Below are 26842 nucleotides of genomic sequence, written 5' to 3'. Positions count from 1 at the left end.
TGATACATTCTCACCATCGTCGTAGTCCATTATGTGGAAACGCCACATCCAATCAAACAATCGCCAAAAATTGTGCCGTTTAGCCACCAACTCACCCGTGTGCTCACTTATGTATAAGGTCGGCGTTGAAAGGCCCTCAAACTTTATCTGCCAAAATGGCAAATGCCGTGGCGAGAGCTCTGCAGGCATCTCGGATGCTGACGTCATCAGCGTGATCGTATCTATCTGACCCGAGCCAGAATAGTGATACTGTGCGATTTTGCTGGCTGTGGTTTGATCAATACGAGGTACAACCTCCCCCGTACTTGCATCGATGGCTAGTTTACCGTGTTCGCCATTGGTAAAACGATACACGTGTTTATCTAACAGCTTATCAAGCGAAATATTGGAAGCAGCAGGAAACGCATCGAGTAATGCGTCAGTCGTATAATGAACCTGGCTTAATTCAAGTGGTGGGTTATCGTTTTTGACTAATGTTTCGCCGTGTATATGGTGAATATCCATGCTCACCATATACACGCCACTAACTGACCAGAACAGGAACTGCACGCCGATGAATGCCATCAACCATTTGTGATACTTGCGACTGGATTTCAACGCATTAAATGGCGGCTTGTTATCGTCCTCTATCGTTCGGCTCTTCCACAACAGGTACACCGCGGGCAATACTAATAAGGTTAGGATCACCGCACTCGCCATACCGCCGACCATAGGGGCAGCAATACGACTCATTACCTCAGAGCCGGTACCTGTACCGTATAAAATCGGCAATAAACCAATGATGATGGTTGCGACTGTCATCATCACCGGACGTACGCGAAGACCTGCGCCTTGTGTAATGGCGTTGATAAGATCCTTATGGGTAAATGAGCGTTGTTCAGCTTTCGCTTGCTCAATAGCGTGTTGATACGCTTGGTTTAGGTAAACCAACATAATCACGCCTATTTCTACTGCCACCCCGGCAAGGGCAATAAAGCCAACCCCCACAGCAACCGAGAAATTAAAGCCTTCTAGATAGATCAGCCAGATACCGCCGATCATCGCCAAGGGTAACGTCGCCATAATGATGATAACTTCAGCAAAGCTGCGAAAGTTGAGATACAACAAGACAACAATAATAGCCAAGGTTAACGGCACCACATAAGTTAGCTTTTCTTGCGCGCGTTGCATGTATTCATATTGCCCTGCCCAGCTAATGGAATAACCCGCAGGCAAATCGATGTCACTGGCGACTTTCGCTTTGGCACCTTCGACGTAACGGCCGATGTCGACACCGTCAATATCGATAAAGGTCCAACCGTTGATTCGCGCATTTTCACTTTTAATACCTGGCGGACCGTCTTCAACATACACATTTGCGACATCGGCCAAGGCAATGCGCTGGCCGTTAGCACTGACAATAGGTAGTCTTTTTAACTGCTCTGGCGAGTCACGGTAATCCTGTGGATAACGCAAGTTCACCGGATAACGCTCGAGGCCTTCAACGGTTTGCGCAACGTTCATGCCACCGATGGCGGTTGCGACGACTTGTTGCACATCGCTGATGTTCAAACCATAGCGAGCGGCTTTAACCCTGTCGATATCCACCTTAATGTAACGACCACCAGCCACTCGCTCAGAATAAACGGAAGCGGTGCCGGGATAGTCTTTCAGCACCTGTTCAATTTGCTGACCGATCTGTTGAATAACAGCCAAATCCGCACCGGCCACCTTGACACCGACCGGCGTTTTGATGCCAGTCGCTAACATATCGATACGGGTTTTAATCGGCATCACCCAAGCATTGGTTAAGCCAGGAAACTTAACCAACTTATCAAACTCTTGTTTGAGGCTGTCAGTGGTAACCCCTTCGCGCCACTGGTCGCGAGGCTTTAACTGAATAAAGGTTTCAATCATGGTTAGCGGTGCTGGATCGGTTGCCGTTTCGGCGCGGCCGACTTTACCAAACACGTTTTCCACTTCAGGTACGGTGCGAATAAGCTTGTCGGTTTGTTGCAATAACTCACGCGCTTTACCAATCGATATACCAGGATAAGTGGTTGGCATATACATCAAATCGCCTTCATCGAGCTCAGGAATAAACTCACTACCAATATCATCAAGCGGTGTAAAACCAAACCAAGTGATAATCACCGCGGCGATAATCGTCGCTTTCGGGTAGGTTAGCACTTGCTTTAACAGCGGTTTATAGCCGGCAATCAGTAAACGGTTTACTGGGTTTTTATGTTCTGAAATAATTTTGCCACGAACAAAATAGCCCATCAGCACCGGAATTAGCGTTATCGCTAAACCCGCAGAAGCCGCCATCGCGTAAGTTTTGGTGTAAGCCAATGGGGCAAACATACGCCCTTCTTGCGCTTCTAAAATAAACACCGGTAAAAAGCTGACGGTAATGATTAACAAACTAAAAAACAGCGCAGGGCCGACTTCCGATGCCGACTTAGCGACAATTTCCCAGCGGTTTTGCTCGGTTAGTGGCGTTTTTTCCATATGCTTGTGCATATTTTCAATCATCACAATCGCGCCATCAGTCATAGCTCCAATAGCAATGGCAATCCCGCCTAACGACATGATGTTGGCGTTAACCCCCTGAAAATACATGATGACAAACGCCACGAGAATACCTAGCGGTAAGCTGATAATCGCCACCACCGATGAGCGGATATGGAACAAGAACACCACACAAACTAGGGCGACTACCGCCAACTCTTCGAGCAGCTTTGACCAAAGATTATCTACCGCCCGTTCAATCAAACCCGAGCGGTCATAAACGGTGACGATTTCAACACCGTCAGGTAAGCCGCGCTTGAGCTGTTCCAGCTTTTGTTTAACGCCCGCGATGGTTTGCTGCGCATTTTCACCAAAGCGCATCACCACCACACCACCAACCGTTTCACCTTCGCCGTTGAGCTCAGCAACACCCCGACGCATTTGTGGACCTAAGTTAATGTCGGCCACATCGCCCAGCAGCAAAGGTGTGCCATTGACATTAAGCCCTAGCGGAATAGCCTCTAAATCAGCGATTGATTGAATATAACCCGACGCGGTGACCATATACTCGGCTTCAGCCATTTCCACCACCGAGGCGCCCACTTCTTGGTTACCTTGTTTGATGGCGGTTTGAATAAGGCTAAGCGGTATATCGTAGGCGCGCAGTTTTTCTGGGTTAACCATTACTTGGTATTGCTTAACCATACCGCCGATCGCCGCCACCTCAGAAACGCCGTCTACCGTTTGCAACTCATACTTTAAAAACCAGTCTTGAATACTGCGTAGTTGGCTGATGTCGTGTTGACCGGTTTTATCAACCAAGGCATACAGATATACCCAACCAACCCCGGTGGCATCGGGGCCAAGTTCCGGTTTAGCCGTTTCGGGTAAGCGCGGTGCTACTTGCGATAGGTACTCCAATACGCGCGAGCGAGCCCAGTACAAATCGGTGTCGTCATCAAAAATGATGTACACATACGAATCGCCAAAAAACGAGTAACCGCGCACGGTTTGCGCGCCAGGTACCGACAGCATGGCACTCGTCAATGGATAAGTGACTTGATCTTCGACAACCTGTGGCGCCTGCCCCGGGTATGAGGTTTTAATGATCACCTGCACATCGGATAAATCGGGAATGGCATCAACCGGGGTGTTTTTAAGAGCAAAAATACCCGAACCAACCAATATGGCTGTAGCCAACAACACGAAAAAACGGTTAAATACCGACCAGTGAATAATACGTTCTATCATTTATATATCGCCTATTACTCGTGTTTAATGGTGCTGGCTGTGATCCATATGTTCCGTATGGTTCATATGTTCATCTTGCTCAGTTGCACTGCTCATGTCGACAATGACAAAATCGTCTCTTACTTCAAAGGTAAAGGTGATTTCATCGCCTTCAGCAAACGCCGTTAAATCGATGTTATCATCGACGATAAACTCCATGGTTGCCGCTGGTCGTCCCCATTTTTCGATCGCCTCACGGCTGATATTGACTATCCGAGATTGGTTATCAATAGCATTGATCATCCCTTTTACGGTCGCCGTTGAGACTGTTTCTTCTGCGTCCGAAGGCTCTGACATAATGTGAATGCCCGTGACTTGGTACTGACCGTCATCGCTTTTGGTTACTTCAAAGTGCAGCGTTTGCCCTGCCTTTAAACTGTCTATATCGACGCTGTCACCGACCATAAAGTCCATGGTCATTTCAGGCCACTCCCATTCGGCTACAGCTTCATGAGTGATATTGACCATATTGTGATCGGCCATAACATTATTCACTTCCCCCGCCATCCAAACCGATGCAGGTTGCTCACTAACACTCATGCGCTCAAAGTCAGAGTTTTTACTTGATTCGGAATCAATCAAAAACTGCGCCGAAGTCACCACTTCATCACCTTCTTCTATACCATCGAGAATTTCAATATGCTCAGAGCTCACTCGACCAAGAGTTACCGCAACCGACTTAAACTGGCCATCGCCTAACGCCAGCACAACGCGGTCTTGCTTACCGGTGCGGATCACCGCTTGCTTAGGGACTAGCAAGCTAGCGCGGTGTTGTTTGGCATCAATAGTGACTTGAGCAAACATATTGGGCTTGAGTAGCTGCTGTGGGTTATCAAACTTTAAGCGCAACCGCAGGGTGCGGTTAGCGCGATTTAACGTAGGATAAATGTAATCCACCACGCCTTGCCAAGTTTTGCCGGGTAAATAATCTAAGGTCATCGACACCGATAAACCAGGGGCGATGAGTTGCGCATCGCGTTCGAACACTTCCGCCTCTACCCAGACTTGGTCAAGCTGGGCAATACTCAACAAGGTATTGGTCGGGGTAACATAAAAACCCTCGCGGACGTTTAAGCCATCGACAACGCCATCTTGTGGCGCATAAAAGGTAATATATTGCTGCGCCTTGCCCGAGCGCTCGAGACGCTGGATAAACTGTGGCGATAATTGCAATGCCTCTAAACGACTTTTTGCCGCATCAATTAAGTTGCGGTTATTGCGTTTTATGGCGAGAAGCAATTCTTCTTGCGCATTCACCAATTGCGGTGAATACAAGCTGTACAACGCTTGATCTTTTTTGACCGGGTCGCCTTCGGCTTTTACAAACAACTTTTCTATCCAACCGTCAACACGCGGATGAACATGAACCATTTTGTCTTGGTCGTACTTTACATAACCAACCGTGGCGATTTCCATGTCGATGTGGTTTTGCTCAACAAGCGCTGTGCGCACACCAAGGTTATTAATCACATGAGGCGCTATTTTCACAGCGCCAGGGCCGAAATCATCGCCGGCATTATCTTCCTCATAAACCGGGATAAGATCCATACCCATTGGCGATTTACCAGGTTTGTCACGGCGATAGTTTGAATCCATAGGCGCAACCCAGTACAAAGGTTTTTTCTCTTTTTCTTCACCAGCAGAGTTATCGGTCGCTGTATTGTCAGCGAACAAAAGGTGCCAGCCAGCTGCGCCAAGGGCCGCTCCGATTGCAACGGCAGCAAGCAGTTTTATCGCTGAGGTGTTTTTGTTCGTTGACATTAGTGTTCTCCAAGATTTTGAGCTGATACGGTTGAAACGCGCTCATCGGCATTCGCCTCAGTATTGCCAGGTTGAGGTAAAAAGTAATTAATTCGGGCAACGGTTTTTAATGCGTTCACATCAATTTGCAACGCCGAAATCCGCGCATTTAATTCGCTAATTCGAGCGCGTACTACATCAACAAAGTTACCATTATCATTGGTATAAGCCGTTAACGTTGCTTCTGCGTGATCATGTGTTTGTGTTAACAGTTGTTGTTGATAAAGGGCTTGACGCTCGGATAAGCGATGTAGTTGTTTTACTTCGGCTTCAACGGCGCTGATCATTTGCTTTATCAGCAATAATTTTTCGGTTTTTACCGCTTCGCTTTCCGCTACCGATGCAGCGACGGTTTTGTCTTGTTTATTAGCAGTAAATAGCGGCACATCGAAGCTCACGCCTAGTGAAAACAAATCCGCTCGGTCATCGCCAGCGGGCGTATTATCGCGATAGCCATAACTGGCATTCACCGCCCATTGCGGTTTGTATTGTTGTTTGGCGAGCAATACCGCTTGTTGCTTCGCTTGTTGCTGCACATCAATAGCCAATACCGCCGGGTGAGTTGCTAACTCTTGCGCCAACGCATTACGCGAATAATTATTTTGATTTAACAGCGATGGTCTATTTAGAACCACAACAGGCAAAGTAGAATCGACCGCCGAAAGCGTGACTTGTTTATCAAAATCGAATGTTGGCGATGCGGTATTGACATCGTATACGTACAGCCACTCGTGTAAACGCGCCAACGCCGTTTCTAATTTTTGTTGTTCAACGGTGAGCCGGTCATCAAGTTGAATCAACTCTAACTGGGCGCGAATCACATCTTGTTGCTTGGTATTGCCAATCACATTGGCATAGTTGGCGGTGGCGATCTCCGCCATCTGCAAAAACAACGTGCGATCAGCCTCAATTAAAGCAACGGTTTGTTGTGCCAAATACGCATCCAACCACAATTCAGCAACAGTGCGCTTAACCATCGCTTGTCGGTTTTCTCTTAGCAACGGAAATTTACTACTTTCAATCGCCAGTTGCTGTTGTTTAATGGCCAGGCTATCGCCGCGCACAAATTTTTGCGTTACACCAACTTTGAGTTGTGTCATGCCTTCTTGACCAAAGTCCCAGCTATCGGTTGGCATATTCATTAAACTGAGCGATACCGTCGGATCGGGTAATGTCCCAGCCGCAACGCTCTGTTGTTCAAGTGCTTGCTGCTGCAATGTATTACTGTGTAACCAAGGATCATTTTGTTGTGCTAGTTCTACCGCTTGCTCAAGCGTTATCGGTTGCACAATAGTCGTGCTATTCGCGGCAGCACCATTGATTATCGCGCCTTGCATCAAGCCGAATAAAGCGATGAATTTAGCCTTCGAAGAAAGTGACATTACAGCAGCTCCTTATAGCGATTTACAACGCTGTCAACTGCACTCGCGTTATCGTCTTGTGACAGCGTCAAAGCTGACCAAATTAATAAAAAATGTTTCATTTTGCCTAAAGTAAACAGGTTATCTCGTTACCAAAACAGGTCGAGTAGATAGTAAAAACGCGCGGTATAAGTACAAACACCCTATTTTTGCTAAAAAATAGGCGTACTAATCCCGTATTAGGCAAATATGGGTGGTCGATAGAGAGAGGTAGATAGGTGCAATGCATGCTGTTGCGAGGCAACGATGCGAATAGCTAAATTAGTCATATACGCGGTTGAATGCGCATGGGATGCAACGGCACTCGTCGATGAACAGGCATTGTCAGGACATGTACATTCGGCGCCACAGCAATTTTCGCTGTCTGTTGCACCATTGAAGGCTATATGACTTGCTGCTGATTTACTATGGTCCATATCCGTGTGTTGCATTGCGCTGTGTTCCATGCCGCTGTGCTTAATTTCACCTTGCGACATTGAACCGTGCGACATTGAACCGTGTGACATTGAACCGTGTGACATAGAACTGTGACCTGCAGAGCCGTGTTTCAGGCTGTGTAGTTCTTGCTGCGCTCCATGACTCATCATCTCACACGACATACCCGCAAACGCAAACGCTTGCCCAATCAAGGCAATAAGCGTAACCATAAGCAGTATGTGAGTAGTTATTGATTTAGTCATAGTATCATCAACAGTGAAAGCCCCTTGAGAGTAAGATAAAAACAGTTAAATGTAAATACCTTTACCTTTGCTGTAGGCCCTTAGCAATTTTCCTCTTCGCTTTAAAAAAGTAAATCATTTCTTATACTTGTAGTCACTTAGCGAAAATACGTCGAGACTCAAACAATGAGTACTAGCAATACCTTTGTTGCGGATAATGGTGACACCTACATCGATAACAAGCGTTACATGTGGCTTGTTTCACTGCTCATTCCTGTTATTGCGATAACGGGGCCGCTTCTGCATATGCAATTTCACCGTGAGTTGTTTTTATGGGCTTTTTTAATTATTTGGTACGGCCTGTTTCCACTGCTCGATGTGATCTTGGGCGAAGATAGCAGTAACCCACCAGAATCGGTCATTGCGCAATTAGAAGCCGATCCTTACTATCGCATCATCGCTTTAATCCATGTCCCCGTTGTCATCGCGAGCTTTATTTTTCTCGGCTGGTTTGTCGCGCATGTTGATTTATCACTACTCGGTTATTTAGCAACGGCATTACTTGCCGGCTACGTGGGCGGTCATGGTTTAAATATTGGTCACGAGCTAGGTCATAAACGACATAAATTAGATAAGTGGATGGCAAAAACCGTATTAGCTATTGCCGCTTACGGCCATTTTTTTATTGAACACAATCGCGGCCATCACGCCCATGTTGCCACCCCTGAAGATCCCGCTTCAGCCAAAATGGGCGAGAGTATTTATCAGTTTGCCCTTCGAGAATTACCGGGCGGCTTTGTTCGCGCCTATAACGTTGAAAAGCAGCGTTTTATATCTAAAGGGCTGTCGCCTTGGACGCTAAAAAATGAATTTCTGCAAACCGTGCTGATGACTCTTAGTGTGTACCTTGCTATGGGCTTATGGCTGGGATTAGCCGTGGTTCCTTACTTACTGATTGCTGCGTTTTGGTCAATGTGGCAGCTTACCTCGGCCAATTACGTTGAACACTATGGTCTCAAACGCAAAAAGCTCGCATCGGGTAGATACGAGCGACCACAACCACAGCACAGCTGGAACAGTAATCATGTCTTTTCAAACTGGGCGCTGTTTAACCTGCAACGCCACTCTGATCACCACGCCAATGCCTCGCGAAGCTATCAATCGTTAAGGCACTTCGCAGACCTGCCCTCACTACCCAACGGCTATTTTGGCATGTTTGTGATCGCCTATATACCGTGGTTTTGGTTCAAAGTAATGGATAAGCGTCTAATTGAGGTAACCAAGGGTAACCTTGATCAGTTAAACATATTACCAAGTAAGCGACATGTGTTAATTGATAAATACCATTTAACGACTCGTAAGAGCTGAGCAGGGCGTGATAACTTATTTCTCTACGTGGCTATCAGAGTATGTCGTTAAGGCTTAACGTACTCCGCCAATTCTTCCTGATAAAAATAGTCACCTTGAGATTGAGTCAACTTAATAAAGTTTTTTACTTTTGGCGCATAAATAAAGAACTTATTATTCTCTGCAGAATATTTTGAATAGATAGACGTTTGTATCGTATTGTCGAATACGATAAATAATGTGATATTAAAGCTATGCAGGCAAAAGCAAGTTCGACACATTGACTAGTGGAGTAATCATGAGAACCCTGGACTCAACCCGTAAGTTTTTTACGATTGAAAGCTTGTCTGGCATATTGCTATTAATAATGGCTGTGCTTGCCATGCTCATTAAAAATACGGGAGGAGCAGAAGCCTATAATGCTCTGCTTTTTGCTGAGATAGAAATCAGAGCAGAAGCCTTTAGTATCAACAAACCGTTATTGCTGTGGATAAATGACGGTATTATGGCGATTTTCTTTTTTGTAGTCGGGCTTGAGTTAAAAAAAGAGCTTTTAGTTGGTAAGCTCTCAGATCGACGCACGCTGATGTTACCCGTTGTAGGAGCTTTAGGTGGAGTACTGGTTCCTGCATTAATATATTTATCCCTTAACTGGGGCAACACACTATCAGCTCATGGCTGGGCAATACCTACGGCAACAGATATTGCGTTTGCCCTAGCAGTGCTTTCGATATTAGGAAATCGGGTGCCAACGAGCCTAAAATTATTTTTGATGACGTTAGCTATTCTAGATGATCTGGCTGGCATTATTATTATCGCTTTTTTCTATACCGATTCTATTTCTTGGCTGTCGTTACTTTTGGCAAGTATTGGTTATCTTATCCTATTCACATTCAATCGAACTGGTGTTAATCGAATAGCGCCTTATTTGTTAGTTGGTATTTTTATCTGGATTTGTTTTTTAAAGTCAGGTGTTCATGCCACCATTGCTGGTGTGGTTAACGCCTTTTTTATTCCTTTAACGCTTTCCAAAGCAGGAAAAACAGATCATAAAAATGGCCTGCTCAGTCAGCTGCTTCACAACTTACATCCTTACGTAGCAATAGGTGTGTTACCCCTATTCGCATTTGCTAATGCAGGGGTTCAACTCGATACTACGAATTTGAGTAATCTATTTACATCAGTGCCTGCCGGTATTGTATTGGGGCTTTTTATCGGTAAGCAATTGGGCGTATTTAGCTTCAGTTTTATCGCCATTAAACTCAAGCTTTGTCAGTTGCCTCAAGGAAGTAATTGGGGACAGCTTTATGGAACGTCAGTATTATGTGGTATTGGTTTTACAATGAGTCTATTTATTGCTTCATTGGCTTTTGCTCATGGCGGTGCAGGTGAAGCTAGAATTGATCGATTGGCAATTATTTTAGGATCAATCTTATCTGCCTTATGGGGTGTTTTAGTTCTCTATCTCTCAAGTCGGCCTCAAAAAAGCTCTATAGAATGAGCAAGACTTTAAGAGGAGTATCAACTGCTTCATTTCACCGTATTGGGACTTCCTCTGGTAATAGATGCTCCGTGCTTACGATTTAAATAGAGTACCGTTAATCCGCCCCTTTCATCTTCTTGCAAAATGGCGAAGATTTGTGTTTCCGTGAATCGTTGTTTTTCATATTGTTGTCTCCGTTAGGTTAACAGTAAACGGAAAACTCTATAAAAGCGATTCTGATTTTAAGGGAGGGCTACAATTTTTTCTTTAAAGAAATGCCTTACCTCTGTATAAGCCTCATACAATCTAATTGCTTGGGGTTTGCTAACGTTATAAACTGTTAATCTTCACCATTCAACTGTAGTAAGGCAATGAAATATAATAGCTGTTTTATTTTTACTGCCCATTTCCATTGTTCTTGAAGCGTAGATTTATATATAGTTTTCCAGTTATCTCGATACCACCAAGAAAACCAGATGACCAAATTATAAGTTAAACCTTAAAACGTTGACTTAACGCTACGCCGATAAATACAAGCATAAAAATGAGAGCTTCAATGACTGAGCCATTACCCGATTTAATTAAAGAAATATTAGACAAAGACACAAACGCCGATATTGCAAGTGATGTTGTTATTCAGACGGATGCGAGTGAACTTTCTCTTTTACTTGAATCGTTACCAATAGAAGAGCGCATATCTCTTTGGGAAAAAATCCCGGTAAACAAAAAGCTTAATGTGCTGATAGATATGCGCGGTGACCCTCGTGAGGTGTTAGTTAATGCAACTGATGAAGAACAGTGGGCAGAAATTTTTCAAGAGATCAATGCGGAAGACTTACTAGAATTAGCCAGCTCCTTTCCTCATGAGTTGATGGAACAAGCATATAATGCTCTGGATAAAGTACAAAAATCTTACTTTACAAAAGCCAATGAATTTCCCGAAGATCAAGTTGGACATTGGGTTAATCATAATTTTTTAATTCTTCCTATTAACGCTCGTGTAAGGGATGCAAATAGATTATTACGTAGAGATGTGCCAAAGCTTTGCGACACGATATTTTTGGTTAATCGATTTGGTCATTTTTCTGATGCCATTTCAATCGTAGATATATACGGCCAACCCGAGCACATTCCATTAGCCGACTTAACTATTGAAGAATTTCCTGTCTTAGAAGCAACATCATTAACTCACGAAGCCGCAACTAATGTTCACCATTCTGGCTATAGTGCGTTGCCTGTTATAGATGAAAATATGAAGCTGATAGGAAGACTAGATGCCTTGGCTGCCTCCGACTTGATTAGTGAGTACTACGAACGGCAGTTAATGGCCAGCGCAGGTATGAATGAAGATGAAGATCTATTCTCACCTGTGAAAAAAAGCGCTCAAAGCCGCGCGCTATGGTTAGGTATTAACTTAATAACGGCCTTATTAGCCAGTGCTTTTATTAGCATATTTGAAGCTACAATACAGCAAGTTGTCGCACTCGCAGTGTTAATGCCCATAGTGGCGAGTATGGGAGGAATTGCAGGCAGCCAATCATTAACTCTAATAATTAGGGGCTTGGCATTAAATCAAATAACAAAGGCGAACCTTGGGGCATTATTAAAAAAAGAGCTTAAAGTCGGTGGATTAAACGGGGTGGTCTGGGCCGTGGTTATTGGGTTGCTGGCAATGTTTTGGTTTAATGACAGCCTGATCGGTGCTGTTATTGCTGTCGCGATTTGTTTAAACATCTTAGCAGCGGCCTTAGTTGGTGTTGTTGTGCCTGTCGCCCTAGATAAATTTAAAATCGATCCCGCATTATCTGGTTCTGTAATATTAACGACTGTAACCGATATCGTCGGCTTTGTTGTGTTTTTAGGTTTAGGCACCCTGATTTTATTATAAGAGGGTGTTATTGAGTTTTTATAATATGAATCAATATATTGCGATTTGGCTTGTTATCGCATTTTGCATATTTCAACCGAAATGTTAGGGTTAAGTTTCTGAGATATTTGGTTTTATTACAATGTTTAAAGCATAAAAAAACGAGCTCAATTGAGCTCGTTTTTTCTAAGTTTTACTTTCAAACTTTATTCGAAAGTGACAGCACTTACTCTGCGTCGATGTACGTCTCAACTGCAGGGCATGAACAAATTAGGTTACGGTCACCGTATACATCATCGATACGGTTAACGGTTGGCCAGAACTTGTTAGCTGCTGCAGCTGGTACTGGGAATACGGCCTCGCTTGTGCTGTATGCTCGGTTCCAGTTAGCGTCAGTAATATCGGCTAATGTGTGTGGCGCGTTGTGAAGAGGGTTGTCTTCAACAGTCCACTCACCTGATTCAACTTTGGCAATTTCAGCGCGGATTGACGTCATCGCTTCAACGAAACGGTCAAGCTCAACTTTGCTTTCAGATTCTGTTGGCTCAATCATTAGTGTGCCAGCTACTGGGAATGACATCGTTGGTGCGTGGAAACCGTAGTCCATTAAACGCTTAGCAACGTCCATCTCAGTAATGCCAGATGCTTCTTTCAGTGGGCGAAGGTCAACGATACACTCGTGCGCTACGCGGCCATTGTTACCCGTGTATAAAATTGGGTAGTGTTGGCTTAGTTTGTGCGCTAAGTAGTTAGCGTTGGTGATTGCGTACTTAGTCGAATCAGTCACACCTTTCTTACCTAACATAGCAATGTACATGTAAGAAATACATAAGATACCCGCTGAGCCAAATGGCGCTGCTGATACCGCACCGTTGCCGTTAAGATCGCTGTTAAACTCAACTAACGCATGACCTGGTAAGAATGGCGCAAGGTGAGATTTAACACCGATTGGGCCCATACCTGGACCACCGCCACCGTGAGGGATAGCGAAGGTTTTGTGTAAGTTAAGGTGAGATACGTCAGCACCGATGAAACCTGGGCTAGTGATACCAACCTGAGCGTTCATGTTGGCGCCATCTAGGTAAACCTGACCGCCGTTAGCGTGAATGATTTCACACACTTCGGTGATGGTTTCTTCGTAAACACCGTGCGTTGATGGGTAGGTGATCATGATACACGATAGGTTTTCAGCGTGCTCTTCGGCTTTCGCGCGAAGATCTGCTAAGTCAACGTTACCGTCTTTGTCACATGCCGTTACAACAACTTTCATACCAACCATTTGCGCAGAAGCAGGGTTAGTACCGTGCGCTGATGATGGGATCAAACAGATGTTACGATGACTCTCACCACGGCTCTCGTGATACTTGTGAATCGCGATAAGACCGGCGTACTCACCTTGTGCACCTGAATTAGGCTGCATTGAGATGTTGTCGTAGCCAGTAAGCTCTACTAACCAATCGCCAAGCTCGTTAATCATTTCTGAGTAACCTTGCGCTTGATCTAGTGGTGCAAACGGGTGCATGTTGGCAAATTCAGGCCATGATACTGGGATCATTTGCGCTGTTGCGTTTAGCTTCATGGTACAAGAACCAAGTGAAATCATTGAGTGGTTCAATGCAAGGTCTTTGTTCTCAAGCTTTTTGATGTAACGTAGCATCTCTGTTTCAGAGTGGTACGAGTTAAATACTGGGTGCGTTAAAATCGCAGATTCACGTACTAACTCAGCCGGAATTGACGACTCGCCAGAAGCAATAACCGCTGCGTCTAATTCTGCTACGTCTAAACCGTGGCCTTCACCTAGTAAGATATCAAATAGTTTGGCTACGTGCTCACGTGTTGTTGTTTCATCTAAAGAAACAGACACTTTACCGTCAACATCTGTACGTAAGTTAACATTCACCGCTAATGCACGGGCAACGATAGCGTCTTTATTTTCTACCGCAAACGTTAGCGTATCAAAGAAGTTAGCGTGTAATGCAGGCAAACCTTTTTGTGCCGTACCCAACGCTAAAATGTTAGCGAAACGGTTAATGCGGTTAGCAATGGTTTTTAAGCCTTTTGGACCGTGGTAAATGGCGTAGAACGCCGCCATATTGGCTAGTAATACCTGAGCAGTACAAATGTTTGAGTTGGCTTTTTCACGACGAATGTGCTGTTCACGCGTTTGCATCGCCATGCGCAATGCGTCTTTACCGCGGGTATCTTTTGATACACCGATGATACGACCTGGCAATGAACGCTTGTGCTTATCTTTGGTAGTAAAGAATGCCGCGTGTGGTCCGCCGTAGCCCATTGGTACACCAAAGCGTTGGCTTGAACCAATTACGACGTCTGCGCCTAGCTCACCCGGTGCTTTTAATAGCGTTAACGCCATGATGTCAGCAGCTACTGCTACAACACCTTTGTTGGCTTGTACCGCAGCTATTAATGGTGCGATATCAACAATCTCACCTTCTGCGCCTGGGTATTGTAGTAATGCACCAAACACATCGTGATTAACAACATCCGCTGCATCACCTTCGATGATGTCAAAACCAAACATTTCCGCGCGTTGCTTAACAACGTCGATAGTTTGTGGGTAAACGTTATTAGCGATGAAAAACGCATTACATTTTTTGTTTTTAGAAACACGCTTCGCTAATGCCATCGCTTCAGCAGCCGCTGTACCTTCGTCAAGTAACGACGCACTTGCTAAGTCTAGACCGGTTAGGTCCATACACATTTGTTGGTAGTTAAGGAGTGACTCTAGACGACCTTGTGCAATCTCTGGCTGGTATGGCGTGTAAGCTGTATACCAACCTGGATTTTCCAATACGTTACGCAAAATAACGTTTGGTGTTAACGTTGGGTAGTAACCTAAACCGATGTTTGATTGGAATACTTTGTTTTTACCCGCTACTGCTTTTAAGTCGCTTAACGCTTTTACTTCGCTTTTGCTCTCACCAATGTTTGGCAAGTTATCAAGGCGAATGTTGGCAGGAACAATTTCATCAATTAGCGCATCAACGCTGTCAGCGCCAATTTCTTTTAACATGGCGGCAGTTTGTTCTGCATCCGGACCAATGTGGCGACGGCTAAAATCTTCAGTTTGCTCTAACTGACTCAAAGTTTGCGTAGACATAGACTTTTACTTCACTTTCTTTGAAAAGAGGGATACCAAGGGCAAAGGCAAAATTTTAGCTACCCACAACATCTGTGATATTGCTAGGCACTAAAACCATAATCAGCCATAATCCCCTTGGTAAATAAACAATAAACCCCGAGTTTTTACTCAGGGTTTATACATACTTGTTTATACGAAATTATTCTTCGTCAACAACGTTTTGGTAGCCTTCAGCGTCTAATAATGAGTCAAGCTCACCTTCGTCGCTTAGTTTAATTTTAAACATCCAACCGTCGCCAAAGGCATCAGAGTTAACAAGCTCTGGAGAGTCTTCAAGATCGTCATTTACTTCAATGATTTCACCGCTAACTGGGGCGTAGATATCTGAAGCCGCTTTTACTGACTCAGCTACCGCAACGTCATCACCTGCATCAACGTCGTCGCCAACTTCTGGCAATTCAACGAAAACCATATCGCCAAGTAGTTCTTGTGCGTGTTCAGTGATACCAACAGTTACTGTACCGTCGCCTTCAACGCGAACCCACTCATGAGAAGACGCATATTTTAACTCTGAAGGAATGTTGCTCATTTTCTTGTTCCTAAAATGTTTTGTAAATGGTTAACTTTTTACCCTGAAATCTATCGGATCTCGGCCTTATTACTGCTCTGTTACAGCGCAAGATTGCCTTCATTTTAGCCAATAAATTACAGATGAAAAGCCTTATATCAAATATAACGACAAGGCTTGTCTATATTCTTATGACCGACGTTTTAGCGACGTCAATTAAAACGCTTTTTTACCGTTGCGAGCAAAGCTTGGCTTAATTACTTGCACATCTACCAGCTTTTTACGCATTTCTACCTGAACTGTATCACCTAGCTGCGTAGCTCTTGGTACACGCGCCATCGCAATTGAATGACCTAGTGTTGGTGAGAACGTACCCGAAGTGATAACGCCTTCGCCGTGTTCGGTGATCACTTTTAAGCCACCGCGCAACACGCCTTTTTGCTCCATCACTAAACCAACTAGTTTTGGTTCGGTACCCGCTTCTCGCAAAGTGGCTAACGCGTCTTTACCAATAAAGTTGCGCTCGGCATCATCCCAGGCAATGGTCCATGCCATGTTCGCTGCAAGTGGGGTGATGCTCTCATCCATGTCTTGGCCGTAAAGGTTCATCCCCGCTTCTAAACGCAACGTATCACGTGCACCTAAACCACAAGGTTTTACACCGGCATCGACAAGTGCTTGCCATAGGTCTGCCGCTTGCTCTTGAGCTACGGCAATTTCGTAACCTGCTTCGCCAGTGTAACCAGTCGTGGCTATAAATAAGTCGCCCGCTTGAACCGCAAAAAATGGCTTCATACCATCAACCGCTGCCGTTTGTTCACCGTTTAAAATGGTTGCTACTTTTGCTTTCGCTTGTGGGCCCTGCACAGCGATCATCGCAAATTCAGGACGCTCGGTAATGGTTACGTCAAAATTCTTCGCTTGCTCATTGATCCATACTAAGTCTTTTTCACGTGTAGCCGAGTTAACGACTAAGCGATAATCGGTATCGGTGAAGTAATAAATGATCAAGTCGTCAATAACACCACCTTGCTCGTTACACATGCCAGTGTAAAGGGCTTTACCTGCGACATCTAATTTTGCCACGTCGTTAATAACTAAGCGTCGTAAGAAGTCTTTTGCTTGCGTACCGTTAACATCAACGATAGTCATGTGCGATACATCAAACATGCCTGCGTCATTGCGCACAACGTGATGCTCTTCAATTTGAGAGCCATAGTTAATTGGCATTTCCCAACCGTGGAAATCGACCATTTTAGCGCCAGCTTCTAAGTGCTTGCCATGAAGAACGGTTTTATTTGTCATAATGTTCACTTTTTCAATAGGTTAGCTGTAACGTTAGGCGCTATAAACAGCCTAAGTTAACGGGCAAACGGCATTAGTAACGATTCGTAACCAAAGCGTTAAAAAATTTGCGCCAAATTATACTGAAAAGCGAACAGCCAATCAATTTTAAAATGCACACATTTAAAACAAAAAACAACAAAACAAACCCAAGACGAATTAAATTTGCATATAAAGCCAAATGCAAAATTTAATTTCACAAATCTCACCTAACGCCAATGCTTTTGTTAACAGAATGCTAACCAATCCACACTTAGACAGAAAAATTGCTTGAGGTAACACCACAGTATTACTCGCTCGTCTCGATATTTTGGTGTTGAAAGTCTGTCTATCACCAGCCAATAGGCGAGCCTTAACAGCCCTAGCCTATTGTGGCTCACAAGGTTAATTAGAGGTCTTGTTTATAATGACAAAGAGGAGGTAAATCGCTGCGCTGTCCCATGGCGTGTTTGAGCATCAGCTGTTTGAGTGGTTTTATTTGATTTAACATTGACATACCAATGCCGCGGATAAATTTTGGCAGCTTCGCTTGCATGGCAAAGCCTTGCTTTATCGCTTCCATTGCCGCCATCATCTCCACCGCATCCGATTTTCGCCAACGGCTAAACTTTTGCCAAGCTTTGTTGTCATTGAGCTCGGCATTATCTTGCAAAATTGCCTCTAGTGTCTGGGCAAATGCCGCTACGTCAACAAAGCCCAAATTAACACCTTGGCCAGCTAAAGGGTGAATCGTATGTGCAGCGTCGCCAATAAAAATAGCGCGCTGTTTAACAAAGCTGCGGTTTAAACGCATGGTTAAAGGAAACGACACGCGCTCACTGCTAAGTGTAACCAAACCGAGTTTGCCATCACTTGCCGCACTGATCCGTTTGTCAAACTCAGCAGGGTCTAAGGCCATCATTTGCGCGGCTTGCTCGGGCGGTAGCGACCAAACAATCGAACAGCTGTTGCGCTCAAACAGTGGCAACAAGGCTAGTGGTCCAGTGTCTAAAAACACTTGCCACGCGGTATCCTGATGACCGTGTTCAACGTTAACTGTCGCAACGATGGCGTGGTGGTCGTAATCTCTAAAGGTGAGTGGCAACTCAAGTTGCTGGCGTACCCACGAATTTGCCCCATCGGCAGCGACTAACAACTTACTCAATAAGGCTCCTTGCTTAGCCAAACTGATAAATACTTCCGACTCCCCCATGGCCATATTGGTTATCGTGTCATTGATAAGCTCAATACCACTGTCTTGCTCCACCTTGTGCCACAACGCCTTGCGAATCACATCATTTTCGATAATGTGACCGATATCATTTTTTTCTTTGCTTAGATGTGGACCATCAGCCACGCTAAAATCAAGTTTGCCGATGCCGTCTTTGTCCCACACGTGCATGTGTCGATACGCTTGGTGACGCTGCTGAGTGATCAGTGACCAAACACCGAGTTGGCGCAACAGATTTTCACTGGCATCGTTAATTGCACTCACTCGCAAACACGGCTCAGCGCTTAACTCGGTTATCGGTTTTGGTTCTATAACCGCAACGCGCAAGTCAGCAACCGCGCGTATTGCCAACGCGGCACTTAAGCCAACCATTCCGCCACCCACAATGGCAATATCATACTGTTGCATACTATTTACGTCTTATCTCGTTGTGTCGCTAATGTGCTTTGATAACCATCAGTTGTGATGCCCCATGGCTTTATGAGCAAGTGCTTGTTTGAGCGGAGCAATATAGTTTAACAATTTTAAGCCAATACCGCGCCCGAGTGCCAATGGCAGATAGTCATTAGAAAACAGGTGTACCATAGAGTCGGTAAAGTGAATGACTTGCTGGTGATCATTTGCGCGATGCTGCGCATACTCTTGTAACAAGCTAAAATCACCGATATCAGCACCGCTTTGTTTCGCCTTTATAATTTGCTGGGCTAGCTGTTTTACATCGCGAATTCCCAAGTTAAAACCTTGCCCAGCAATCGGGTGTAACGTATGCGCTGCATTACCCACTAATGCCATGCGATGAGCAATGCTGTCATTGGCTTGAATTAACTTCAAATCAAAGCGATCGCGTTTACCTATTTTAGTTACTCGTCCCAACCACAGACCAAACTGCTCGGCTAGCGCATGGGCAAAATCACCATCGCTCATCGACATCAGTGGCGCCACCTGCTCAGGTTTAAGCGTCCACACCAAACTACAGAGCGCGCTATCCGTTTGCCCAGATGACATAGTCACGGCGGTGTTACTCATAGGCAACATGGCCAGAGGCCCACTGTCAGTAAAGCGTTCAAAAGCACGACCTAAATGGGGGGCCTCACACTCTACATTGGCTATTATCGCGGTTTGCTGATAATCGAATTCTGTGGTTTGAATCTTGGCTTGGCGACGACATACCGACTGACCACCGTCGCAACCAATAAGCAACGTCGCGCTCAGCGACTGAGAGCCTGGAATGTCATCGGTGTTGTCCGCTATTGACGACGGGTTGAGTATGACTTCTACGCGATCGCGATGCCAATGAACATCACCGATCTGTTGAGCATTAAACAATGCAACCGAAGGGTAATTTTTTAACGCCTGATATAACGCCCGTCCGATAACCTGCATTTCCACCACATAACCCAAAGCGTCAACGTTGTAGTCTTGGTGGTACAGACGCGCTTTGCCGTAATGTCCACGATCAGAAACGTGAATGGATTTGATCGCCGTTGCATCGGCTTTGATCTGTTGCCATACCCCCAGTTGCTGCAAATACTCTGCACTGCCATTAGCTAAGGCGAGAACACGAGCGTCGAAGCTCGACGGCAATTGCTTATCAACTGGCGCGGCATCGATGAGGGCAATCGACAAAGGGCGTTTATTGTGTTGGCTTTGCTTAGCTAAGGCCAAAGCCATCGACGCGCCAGCTAAACCACCGCCAGAGATGATGACATCAAAATATTTGCCTGTTTGCATCGCGTGATTCCTGTCGGCTAGGTGTGCTTAAAAAGCACACCCTATTTACTGGTTGCTGGTCGCCATAAGTGCTTCAATTTCATCGACCGTTTTGGGCACGTTAACGGTTAAGTTTTCGAATCCGTTTTCAGTCACTAAAATATTGTCTTCAATGCGAATACCCAGCCCCTGGTAGTGCTCGTCAACATCGGCTTCAGCATCGATGTACAAACCAGGCTCAATGGTCAAAACCATACCCGGTTCAAATGGACGGCGCTGGTTTTTGTCTTGGTCGACGTGATAGTCACCAACATCGTGAACATCTAAGCCCAACCAGTGTCCCAAGCCGTGAATAAAGTACTGTTTACACGCTTTTTCTTCAATCAGCTGGTCCAAGTCGCCGGTGAGTAGCCCCAAATCGTATAAGCCACGTGTTAACACGTCACAGGCAATGGTATTCAATTGGGCAAACGACACACCTGGCTTTATCGCCTCAATTGTGGCATTTTGCGCATCGAGCACCACGTTGTACAAGGCTTTTTGTTGTTCGCTAAACTTGCCATTTACCGGAAATGTTCGGGTGATATCAGCGGCATAACCGCTGAGCTCTGCACCAGCATCGATAAGCAGTAACTCGTCATTAATCAATACTTCATCGTTGTCGGTGTAGTGTAAAATGGTTGCGTTTTCACCGCCTCCAACAATTGAGCCATAAGCGGCGGTACGCGCACCGTTTTTGGCAAACTCGTGTAAGATTTCCGCTTCAACTTGATACTCAAACACGCCGTGTTGGCAAAACTTCATCGCTCGACAATGGGCGTTACCAGTGATCGCGTTCGCTTCGCGCATAATGGCAATTTCTGCCGGCGACTTAAACAGGCGCATTTCGTGAATCAAATCGCGAATATCGGTTAGCGTATGAGGTGCTTTAAAGCCGTGTTTAAAGCCGGCTCGCAAAATATCGAGAATCGCAAACACCATCTCGTCAAAAGTCTTCTGCGCGCCTTGGGCAAACAGCAGCACATCGCGTTGATTGATGTACATTGGCAACACTTGCTCAAGCTCATCTAAGGTATAAGTGAGATCAAAGTTAAACGCTTGTTGCGCTTTTTCTGCACCTACGCGACGACCGTGCCACACCTCTTGTGCCGGATCTTTATCGCGACAAAATAAAATCGATTCTGATTGTTCGCCTTTCACTAACACCAACAGGGCATCCGGCTCGTGAAAGCCTGTTAAATAGTAAAAGTCTTTGTCTTGGCAAAATAAAAATTCAGTATCGCGTGAGCGAGTCACTTCTTTATTAGCCGGAATTAAAGCAACCGAATTATCAGGCATTTGCGCCAATAGACGTTGGCGGCGTTCAACAAATTCAGCCACGTCAATGCGAGTGTGTTTCATCATCAAAAAAGTCTCTGTGAAAAATACGTGGAGTTAGTGCAATATCTTATCGGGGCTTCGTTGCGCTGGTTTTGCGCCGAGTTCGGCAAAACACAATAAGCTTGAGATACGCACGTATTCTAATATTTCAAAATAGGCGTTTTCAGTATCTTCATCATCATCGATTTCGGTCGATAAGTTGGCGATATTGGCAAAATCATTAATGATTTCTTTAATTTCAGCCGAATACTCTTTGTTGTCTTTTTGCTGTAAGCCAAAGCCCAAGTTAAAGCCTTGCACCCACAAACCCAATGCCTGACTGCGTTCAAATAACGCTTCGTCATCATCGGGAAGCAACAACTGAAAAGTGAAGTTATCATCTAGAACCGATTGCCAAATATCGGCATAAAGTTGTTTGCACAGATCTTTAAGGCTCTTACCTAAACCTTCGCCGTTATTAAAAAAGTCACTGACTAAGGTTAAATAGCTCTGATCATCAAAACTAAAACCAGCGGCAACAATACCGGTTAGCAGGCCGTGTATTTCCGATGCATGCGCCGAAAAGTGTTCTCCTCCTAACGAGGCTTGCACGTTAGCGAAAGTTACGTTGGTGTTGTTACTCATATCATTAAGCCGTACCCATTAAGGGGTTATAAAACATTGCAATGTAGGCAAATACTAACACTTGCAGCGCATTTCGACCAGTGTTGCTGATGTTTTCACCGATGTTCTAGATAATTTGCAATATTTACCAAGAAGCTATTGAAATGCGTTAACATTTTCCGTAAAGTTCGCGCCGCCTGAGAATTCACCACACAACCTCCCTGGTGTTCAGGCATTTTTTGAAATGCTCGCGCATATCACTTTTTTATCTACAGGCGGTTGGGTATCTGACCTATCTGTGTATAATTAGTTATATCGGTATCTAATTGAACCGATGTTATGTTCCCTGGGGTGTTGGTTTATTCAACTATGTCCCTGAGCCGATACTTCTACCTTTAGGGGGCCCCGTATTTGCTATTGAGCATGCCCAAGTCTCATTGGGAAGCCTACGGTGAGTACACGGTCTCCGCCTTGAACACACGGTGTTCAAGGGCTGACGTTGAAGACGGCACCTTGGGGAACACCTTTCTCCTGTTAAATCAAAGGGTTGTTATCGACCCAAACAACCTCCCAAAAAGCCGCGCCAGCCAACTGTTTTACTCATTTATTGAATGTGTCTAAACCATCTATCACTGTCTTGATTTGATGCTTTATCGGTAATTTGAGTACATCGCCTAGTATCGCTTTTGGCTTGCTTGGTCAAGCCGCTTTCAGTAAGCTTTATTTACCCGGTAGCAATGGTCGATGCGAGCTCGGTTGAGCCAATAGGTGCAACGTTTGTCTCGCAGTTGGTGGCATCACCAACAACCGTATTGCAACTCAAGTCAGTTAACGAGGATAGTATGAAAAAGATAGCCATTATACTCAGTGGTTGTGGTGTTTTTGACGGTAGTGAAATTCACGAATCGGTGTTAACCCTGTTGCACGTTGAACTCAACGGCGGACAGTATCAATGCTTTGCCCCCGATATCCAACAGCATCATGTTATCGACCACTTTAAACAACAACCAAGCGATGAGTCGCGCAATGTGTTGGTGGAATCGGCGCGTATTGCCCGTGGTGATATTCAAGATTTAGCGCAACTGAATGTTGACCAGTTTGACGCGCTCATTTTACCCGGCGGTTTTGGCGCGGCAAAAAATTTAACCAACTTTGCCGAGCAAGGCGCTCAATCGTATGTACTCGATCAGGTTTTACATATTTGTAAAGCGTTTGCCGATGCTAATAAGCCTGTAGGTTATGCCTGTATTGCCCCGGTGATTATTCCTCGCGTTTACCCTGCTGGCGTAAAACTAACCATAGGTAACGATGCCGATACCGCCAAGGCCATTAATGAGATGGGCGGCCAGCACGTCAACTGTAACGTCGATCAGGTAGTGGTGGATGAGCGCTATCAGGTGGTTTCAACACCGGCCTACATGCTCGCTGAAAATATTGCCCAAGCTAACCGCTCTATCGGTAAGTTGGTTGAACAGGTCATGGCGTTAACCAACTAATGAACACCAATCACTTACCAGACGGCGCATCACAGGCATTAAAAACGCAACGACAAACCATACGCCAACAAGTGCGCAACCAAAGACGCTCGCTGTCAGCAGAACAACAAGAGGCCGCTAAACTGGCAATATGCGATCGCTTAACCGCACACCCACGTGTCCAATCGGCTCAGCATATCGCGGTGTACCTCGCCAACGATGGCGAACTCGACCTCAGTGCGTTTATTGCCTGGTGTTGGCAACACAACAAACAGGTTTATTTACCGGTTATTCACCCGTTTTGTTCCGGCCACCTACTGTTTTTGCAATATCGACAGGATTCTCCTTTAGTCGTTAACGATTATCGCATATTAGAGCCGGCGTTAAACGCAATGCATGTCATACCAAGAAACCAGCTTGATGTCATTGTGACACCATTAGTCGCCTTTGATCAAAGTAACAATCGCCTCGGTATGGGGGGAGGATTTTACGATCGAACACTGTCGTCTTGGCACACGCTGTATCGGAACGCCTCAACCGAGCAAGCAAAACAGCGCTGTCAACCGTACCCGATTGGCGTAGCTCATCGCTGTCAGCAACTGAGTCAATTACCGATTGCGCATTGGGATGTGCCATTACCCGAGATAATTTCGGTATAAACCTTGAATATTACAAGGTTTTTGATGACGACTGGCTAGCGCATGGTTATAATTTAAATCACCACATTAAGCCATTTGGACAAGCAAATGACGCAAGATGAAATGAAAAAAGCGGCGGCGATTAAAGCCATTGACTTTATCGAAGACGATTCTATTGTTGGCGTAGGGACTGGCTCTACGGTGAACTACTTTATTGACGCCCTAGCTGAAATAAAACATCGGATAAAAGGCGCGGTTTCAAGCTCACAAGCCTCAACTGAGCGCTTACAACAACACGGCATCGAAGTATTTGACCTCAACAGTGTAGACAACCTTGAAGTTTATGTAGATGGCGCCGACGAAATCACCGAACACATGCACATGATCAAAGGCGGTGGCGCGGCGTTAACTCGTGAAAAAATTGTCGCAGCGGTGGCGAAAAGTTTTATCTGTATTTGCGATGACTCGAAACAGGTAGGCGTGCTGGGTAAGTTTCCACTGCCCGTTGAAGTGATTCCTATGGCGCGCAGTTATGTTGCTCGAGAATTGGTCAAACTCGGTGGTGACCCCGTTTATCGCCAAGGCGTTGTAACCGACAATGGCAATGTCATTTTAGACGTTTACAATATGGACATTCTCGATCCCAAAGCAATGGAATCTAATATCAACGCCATCGTTGGGGTGGTGACCAATGGCTTATTTGCCCACCGCGGTGCTGATGTCCTTATCTTAGGTAGCGACAGTGGAACCCGAGTCATTGGCCAACTTCGTCGCCCATAGCCATCAAAACACAACGCACTTGTTGCTGCTGTGACACGGCCCCTTGCTTGATATTGCATTGGTAACAATCGCTTAGCGGTGCAATATCAAGCGCAACGTTGCCGCTCTGCCCTCTGTTGTTAGCTGTTTTTATCCGCTCTGATGGATCATATAAAAGCGATTAACATCGCCTAAAAAACACTTTCGAGTTTTCACTCTATATGCTAATTTAAGCATCAGTATTCACCTCCTGTTTACGATAACAAAAAATACTTATAACACCGTTGTATTACAAGGAATTCACCGCAAAAGCAGAACACACTCCGCTCGCGCAAACCATGTGTAAATGGTGCAAAATAAACGCATTGAACAGACTGCAGCATAGAGAGAAACCATGAGTAAAACGTCACTGAACAAAGATAAAATTAAAATATTACTGCTAGAGGGTGTACACCAATCGGCTCTGGAAGTATTTAAAGCAAATGGTTACTCAAATATTGAATATCTAAAAGGCTCTATCACCGATGAGGAGCTAAAGCACAAACTCAAAGGTGTGTACTTTTTAGGTATTCGTTCACGTACGCAAATTACCGAGTCAGTTCTTGAGCATGCAGATAAACTTGCGGCAATCGGCTGCTTTTGCATTGGCACCAATCAAGTGGAGTTGGATGCAGCGCAAATTCGCGGTATTCCGGTATTTAATGCGCCCTTTTCAAACACTCGTTCAGTCGCTGAGTTGGTATTAGGAGAGCTGTTGCTGCTGTTTCGCGGTATTCCTGAAAAAAGTGCCTTAGCACATCGCGGTGTCTGGCATAAGTCAGCAGCGGGCTCAGTTGAAGCGCGGGGTAAAACCTTGGGCATTATCGGCTATGGTCACATCGGCACTCAGCTTGGCATCATGGCCGAGCACATTGGTATGAAGGTAAAGTTCTACGACATTGAAACCAAACTCCCTCTAGGCAATGCCGAGCAAGTGGCCAGTTTAACACAGCTGTTAAACTGTGCCGATGTTATATCACTGCACGTCCCTGAAACTCGCGAAACACAAAATATGATTGGCGAAGCAGAATTTGAACAAATGAAACAAGGAGTCATTTTTATTAATGCCTCTCGAGGCACCGTTGTTGACATTGACGCCTTGGCAAATGCCTTAACTGACAATATCGTCGGCGGCGCTGCCATCGATGTGTTTCCGGTTGAGCCGAAAACCAATGACGAAGAGTTTATTTCGCCATTGAGAGGGTTTGACAATGTGCTGCTAACCCCACACATTGGTGGCTCAACCAAAGAAGCTCAGGAAAACATCGGTCGCGAAGTAGCGAGTAAAATCATTAAGTACTCAGACAACGGCTCGACCTTGTCCGCTGTTAATTTTCCTGAAGTATCGTTACCTGCACACACTGGTAGCTCGCGTTTATTCCACATTCACAAAAACCAGCCGGGCGTGCTCAATCAGATCACTCGCGCCTTTGCCGAACGCGATATCAATATTAACGCTCAATACTTGCAAACGGATGCAAAAATTGGTTATGTAGTTATTGATGTAGAAGCAAGAGACAGTGAAGTTGCGCTGCAGCAATTAAGGGCGATTGACGGTACCATTCGCGCTCGTTTAATCCACTAGACGTTGGCATTGACTGTCCATTTTATTGGCGCAAGCTCAGCACCGATAAAGCGGACAGTTAAAGCGCGCGT

General features: G+C 45.2%; 17 protein-coding genes, 1 other RNA gene and 1 pseudogene. 8 read left to right on the top strand and 11 right to left on the bottom strand.

Features of this window, described 5'->3' with window-relative positions; genetic code table 11:
- Nucleotides 1-624: 624 nt before the first annotated feature.
- The 4 genes and pseudogenes from ACAY30_RS04160 to ACAY30_RS04145 all read right to left on the bottom strand — a co-directional run.
- Nucleotides 625-3741: pseudogene (locus tag ACAY30_RS04160) on the bottom strand (efflux RND transporter permease subunit); the annotation flags it as partial.
- Nucleotides 3742-3765: 24 nt separating this feature from the next.
- On the bottom strand, nt 3766-5541 hold the full coding sequence (locus tag ACAY30_RS04155; protein WP_290250700.1) for an efflux RND transporter periplasmic adaptor subunit: 1776 nt from the start codon (nt 5539-5541) through the stop codon (nt 3766-3768).
- Nucleotides 5541-6962, bottom strand: coding sequence for a TolC family protein (locus ACAY30_RS04150; RefSeq protein ID WP_290250701.1), 1422 nt, complete (start codon nt 6960-6962; stop codon nt 5541-5543). The genes ACAY30_RS04155 and ACAY30_RS04150 overlap by 1 nt, the downstream gene beginning before the upstream one ends.
- A gap of 218 nt (nt 6963-7180) precedes the next feature.
- Nucleotides 7181-7681: a hypothetical protein gene (locus ACAY30_RS04145; RefSeq protein ID WP_290250702.1), complete on the bottom strand. Its 501-nt coding sequence runs from the start codon at nt 7679-7681 to the stop codon at nt 7181-7183.
- A gap of 165 nt (nt 7682-7846) precedes the next feature.
- Between ACAY30_RS04145 and ACAY30_RS04140 the strand changes: the two genes are divergently transcribed.
- From ACAY30_RS04140 to ACAY30_RS04130, 3 genes are all read left to right on the top strand, one after another.
- Nucleotides 7847-9028, top strand: coding sequence for an alkane 1-monooxygenase (locus ACAY30_RS04140; RefSeq protein WP_290250703.1), 1182 nt, complete (start codon nt 7847-7849; stop codon nt 9026-9028).
- Between the two features lie 277 nt (nt 9029-9305).
- A complete protein-coding gene (gene nhaA / locus ACAY30_RS04135) occupies nt 9306-10508 on the top strand; it encodes a Na+/H+ antiporter NhaA (protein WP_290250704.1) in 1203 nt (400 codons plus the stop codon).
- 538 nt (nt 10509-11046) lie between these two features.
- Nucleotides 11047-12378 (top strand): magnesium transporter, encoded by a 1332-nt coding sequence (locus tag ACAY30_RS04130; protein ID WP_290250705.1) that lies wholly within the window; start codon nt 11047-11049, stop codon nt 12376-12378.
- Nucleotides 12379-12583: 205 nt separating this feature from the next.
- Here ACAY30_RS04130 and gcvP read toward each other — a convergent pair whose 3' ends face one another.
- The 7 genes from gcvP to ACAY30_RS04095 form a co-directional block, all read right to left on the bottom strand.
- Nucleotides 12584-15478 (bottom strand): aminomethyl-transferring glycine dehydrogenase, encoded by a 2895-nt coding sequence (gcvP, locus tag ACAY30_RS04125; protein WP_290250706.1) that lies wholly within the window; start codon nt 15476-15478, stop codon nt 12584-12586.
- Between the two features lie 181 nt (nt 15479-15659).
- Nucleotides 15660-16049: a glycine cleavage system protein GcvH gene (gcvH, locus tag ACAY30_RS04120; RefSeq protein ID WP_290250707.1), complete on the bottom strand. Its 390-nt coding sequence runs from the start codon at nt 16047-16049 to the stop codon at nt 15660-15662.
- Nucleotides 16050-16244: 195 nt separating this feature from the next.
- The gene (gcvT, locus tag ACAY30_RS04115; RefSeq protein ID WP_290250708.1) at nt 16245-17333 is read right to left on the bottom strand and encodes a glycine cleavage system aminomethyltransferase GcvT; all 1089 of its coding nucleotides are present in this window, start codon (nt 17331-17333) and stop codon (nt 16245-16247) included.
- Nucleotides 17334-17760: 427 nt separating this feature from the next.
- A complete protein-coding gene (locus ACAY30_RS04110; RefSeq protein ID WP_290250709.1) occupies nt 17761-18990 on the bottom strand; it encodes a UbiH/UbiF/VisC/COQ6 family ubiquinone biosynthesis hydroxylase in 1230 nt (409 codons plus the stop codon).
- Between the two features lie 48 nt (nt 18991-19038).
- On the bottom strand, nt 19039-20313 hold the full coding sequence (gene ubiH / locus ACAY30_RS04105) for a 2-octaprenyl-6-methoxyphenyl hydroxylase (protein WP_290250710.1): 1275 nt from the start codon (nt 20311-20313) through the stop codon (nt 19039-19041).
- A gap of 45 nt (nt 20314-20358) precedes the next feature.
- On the bottom strand, nt 20359-21693 hold the full coding sequence (pepP, locus tag ACAY30_RS04100) for a Xaa-Pro aminopeptidase (RefSeq protein ID WP_371190245.1): 1335 nt from the start codon (nt 21691-21693) through the stop codon (nt 20359-20361).
- Between the two features lie 33 nt (nt 21694-21726).
- Nucleotides 21727-22296 carry a UPF0149 family protein gene (locus ACAY30_RS04095; RefSeq protein WP_290250712.1) on the bottom strand — a complete coding sequence of 190 codons (570 nt, stop codon included), beginning with the start codon at nt 22294-22296 and terminating at the stop codon, nt 21727-21729.
- Nucleotides 22297-22615: 319 nt separating this feature from the next.
- Between ACAY30_RS04095 and ssrS the strand changes: the two genes are divergently transcribed.
- The 5 genes from ssrS to serA all read left to right on the top strand — a co-directional run bounded on the left by ssrS (nt 22616) and on the right by serA (nt 26771).
- Nucleotides 22616-22799: non-coding RNA, 6S RNA (ssrS, locus tag ACAY30_RS04090), on the top strand.
- 318 nt (nt 22800-23117) lie between these two features.
- On the top strand, nt 23118-23771 hold the full coding sequence (elbB, locus tag ACAY30_RS04085) for an isoprenoid biosynthesis glyoxalase ElbB (RefSeq protein ID WP_290250915.1): 654 nt from the start codon (nt 23118-23120) through the stop codon (nt 23769-23771).
- Entirely contained in the window at nt 23771-24409 is a 639-nt protein-coding gene (locus ACAY30_RS04080) for a 5-formyltetrahydrofolate cyclo-ligase (RefSeq protein ID WP_290250713.1), read from the top strand. Before elbB ends, ACAY30_RS04080 begins: the two co-directional genes overlap by 1 nt.
- A gap of 87 nt (nt 24410-24496) precedes the next feature.
- A complete protein-coding gene (gene rpiA, locus ACAY30_RS04075) occupies nt 24497-25168 on the top strand; it encodes a ribose-5-phosphate isomerase RpiA (RefSeq protein WP_290250714.1) in 672 nt (223 codons plus the stop codon).
- Between the two features lie 373 nt (nt 25169-25541).
- Nucleotides 25542-26771 (top strand): phosphoglycerate dehydrogenase, encoded by a 1230-nt coding sequence (gene serA / locus ACAY30_RS04070; protein ID WP_290250715.1) that lies wholly within the window; start codon nt 25542-25544, stop codon nt 26769-26771.
- Nucleotides 26772-26842: the final 71 nt, after the last annotated feature.

The sequence above is a fragment of the Thalassotalea ponticola genome (genome assembly GCF_041379045.1).
Lineage (GTDB): Bacteria > Pseudomonadota > Gammaproteobacteria > Enterobacterales > Alteromonadaceae > Thalassotalea_A > Thalassotalea_A ponticola.
This window is presented reverse-complemented; position numbering and strand designations above follow the sequence as displayed.

What these genes read in the sequence shown, in the direction of transcription:
- ACAY30_RS04155 (WP_290250700.1), bottom strand. Translation starts at nt 5,541, where the DNA reads ATGTCAACGAACAAAAACACCTCAGCGATAAAACTGCTTGCTGCCGTT.
- ACAY30_RS04150 (WP_290250701.1), bottom strand. Translation starts at nt 6,962, where the DNA reads ATGTCACTTTCTTCGAAGGCTAAATTCATCGCTTTATTCGGCTTGATG.
- ACAY30_RS04145 (WP_290250702.1), bottom strand. Translation starts at nt 7,681, where the DNA reads ATGACTAAATCAATAACTACTCACATACTGCTTATGGTTACGCTTATT.
- ACAY30_RS04140 (WP_290250703.1), top strand. Translation starts at nt 7,847, where the DNA reads ATGAGTACTAGCAATACCTTTGTTGCGGATAATGGTGACACCTACATC.
- nhaA (WP_290250704.1), top strand. Translation starts at nt 9,306, where the DNA reads ATGAGAACCCTGGACTCAACCCGTAAGTTTTTTACGATTGAAAGCTTG.
- ACAY30_RS04130 (WP_290250705.1), top strand. Translation starts at nt 11,047, where the DNA reads ATGACTGAGCCATTACCCGATTTAATTAAAGAAATATTAGACAAAGAC.
- gcvP (WP_290250706.1), bottom strand. Translation starts at nt 15,478, where the DNA reads ATGTCTACGCAAACTTTGAGTCAGTTAGAGCAAACTGAAGATTTTAGC.
- gcvH (WP_290250707.1), bottom strand. Translation starts at nt 16,049, where the DNA reads ATGAGCAACATTCCTTCAGAGTTAAAATATGCGTCTTCTCATGAGTGG.
- gcvT (WP_290250708.1), bottom strand. Translation starts at nt 17,333, where the DNA reads ATGACAAATAAAACCGTTCTTCATGGCAAGCACTTAGAAGCTGGCGCT.
- ACAY30_RS04110 (WP_290250709.1), bottom strand. Translation starts at nt 18,990, where the DNA reads ATGCAACAGTATGATATTGCCATTGTGGGTGGCGGAATGGTTGGCTTA.
- ubiH (WP_290250710.1), bottom strand. Translation starts at nt 20,313, where the DNA reads ATGCAAACAGGCAAATATTTTGATGTCATCATCTCTGGCGGTGGTTTA.
- pepP (WP_371190245.1), bottom strand. Translation starts at nt 21,693, where the DNA reads ATGAAACACACTCGCATTGACGTGGCTGAATTTGTTGAACGCCGCCAA.
- ACAY30_RS04095 (WP_290250712.1), bottom strand. Translation starts at nt 22,296, where the DNA reads ATGAGTAACAACACCAACGTAACTTTCGCTAACGTGCAAGCCTCGTTA.
- elbB (WP_290250915.1), top strand. Translation starts at nt 23,118, where the DNA reads ATGAAAAAGATAGCCATTATACTCAGTGGTTGTGGTGTTTTTGACGGT.
- ACAY30_RS04080 (WP_290250713.1), top strand. Translation starts at nt 23,771, where the DNA reads ATGAACACCAATCACTTACCAGACGGCGCATCACAGGCATTAAAAACG.
- rpiA (WP_290250714.1), top strand. Translation starts at nt 24,497, where the DNA reads ATGACGCAAGATGAAATGAAAAAAGCGGCGGCGATTAAAGCCATTGAC.
- serA (WP_290250715.1), top strand. Translation starts at nt 25,542, where the DNA reads ATGAGTAAAACGTCACTGAACAAAGATAAAATTAAAATATTACTGCTA.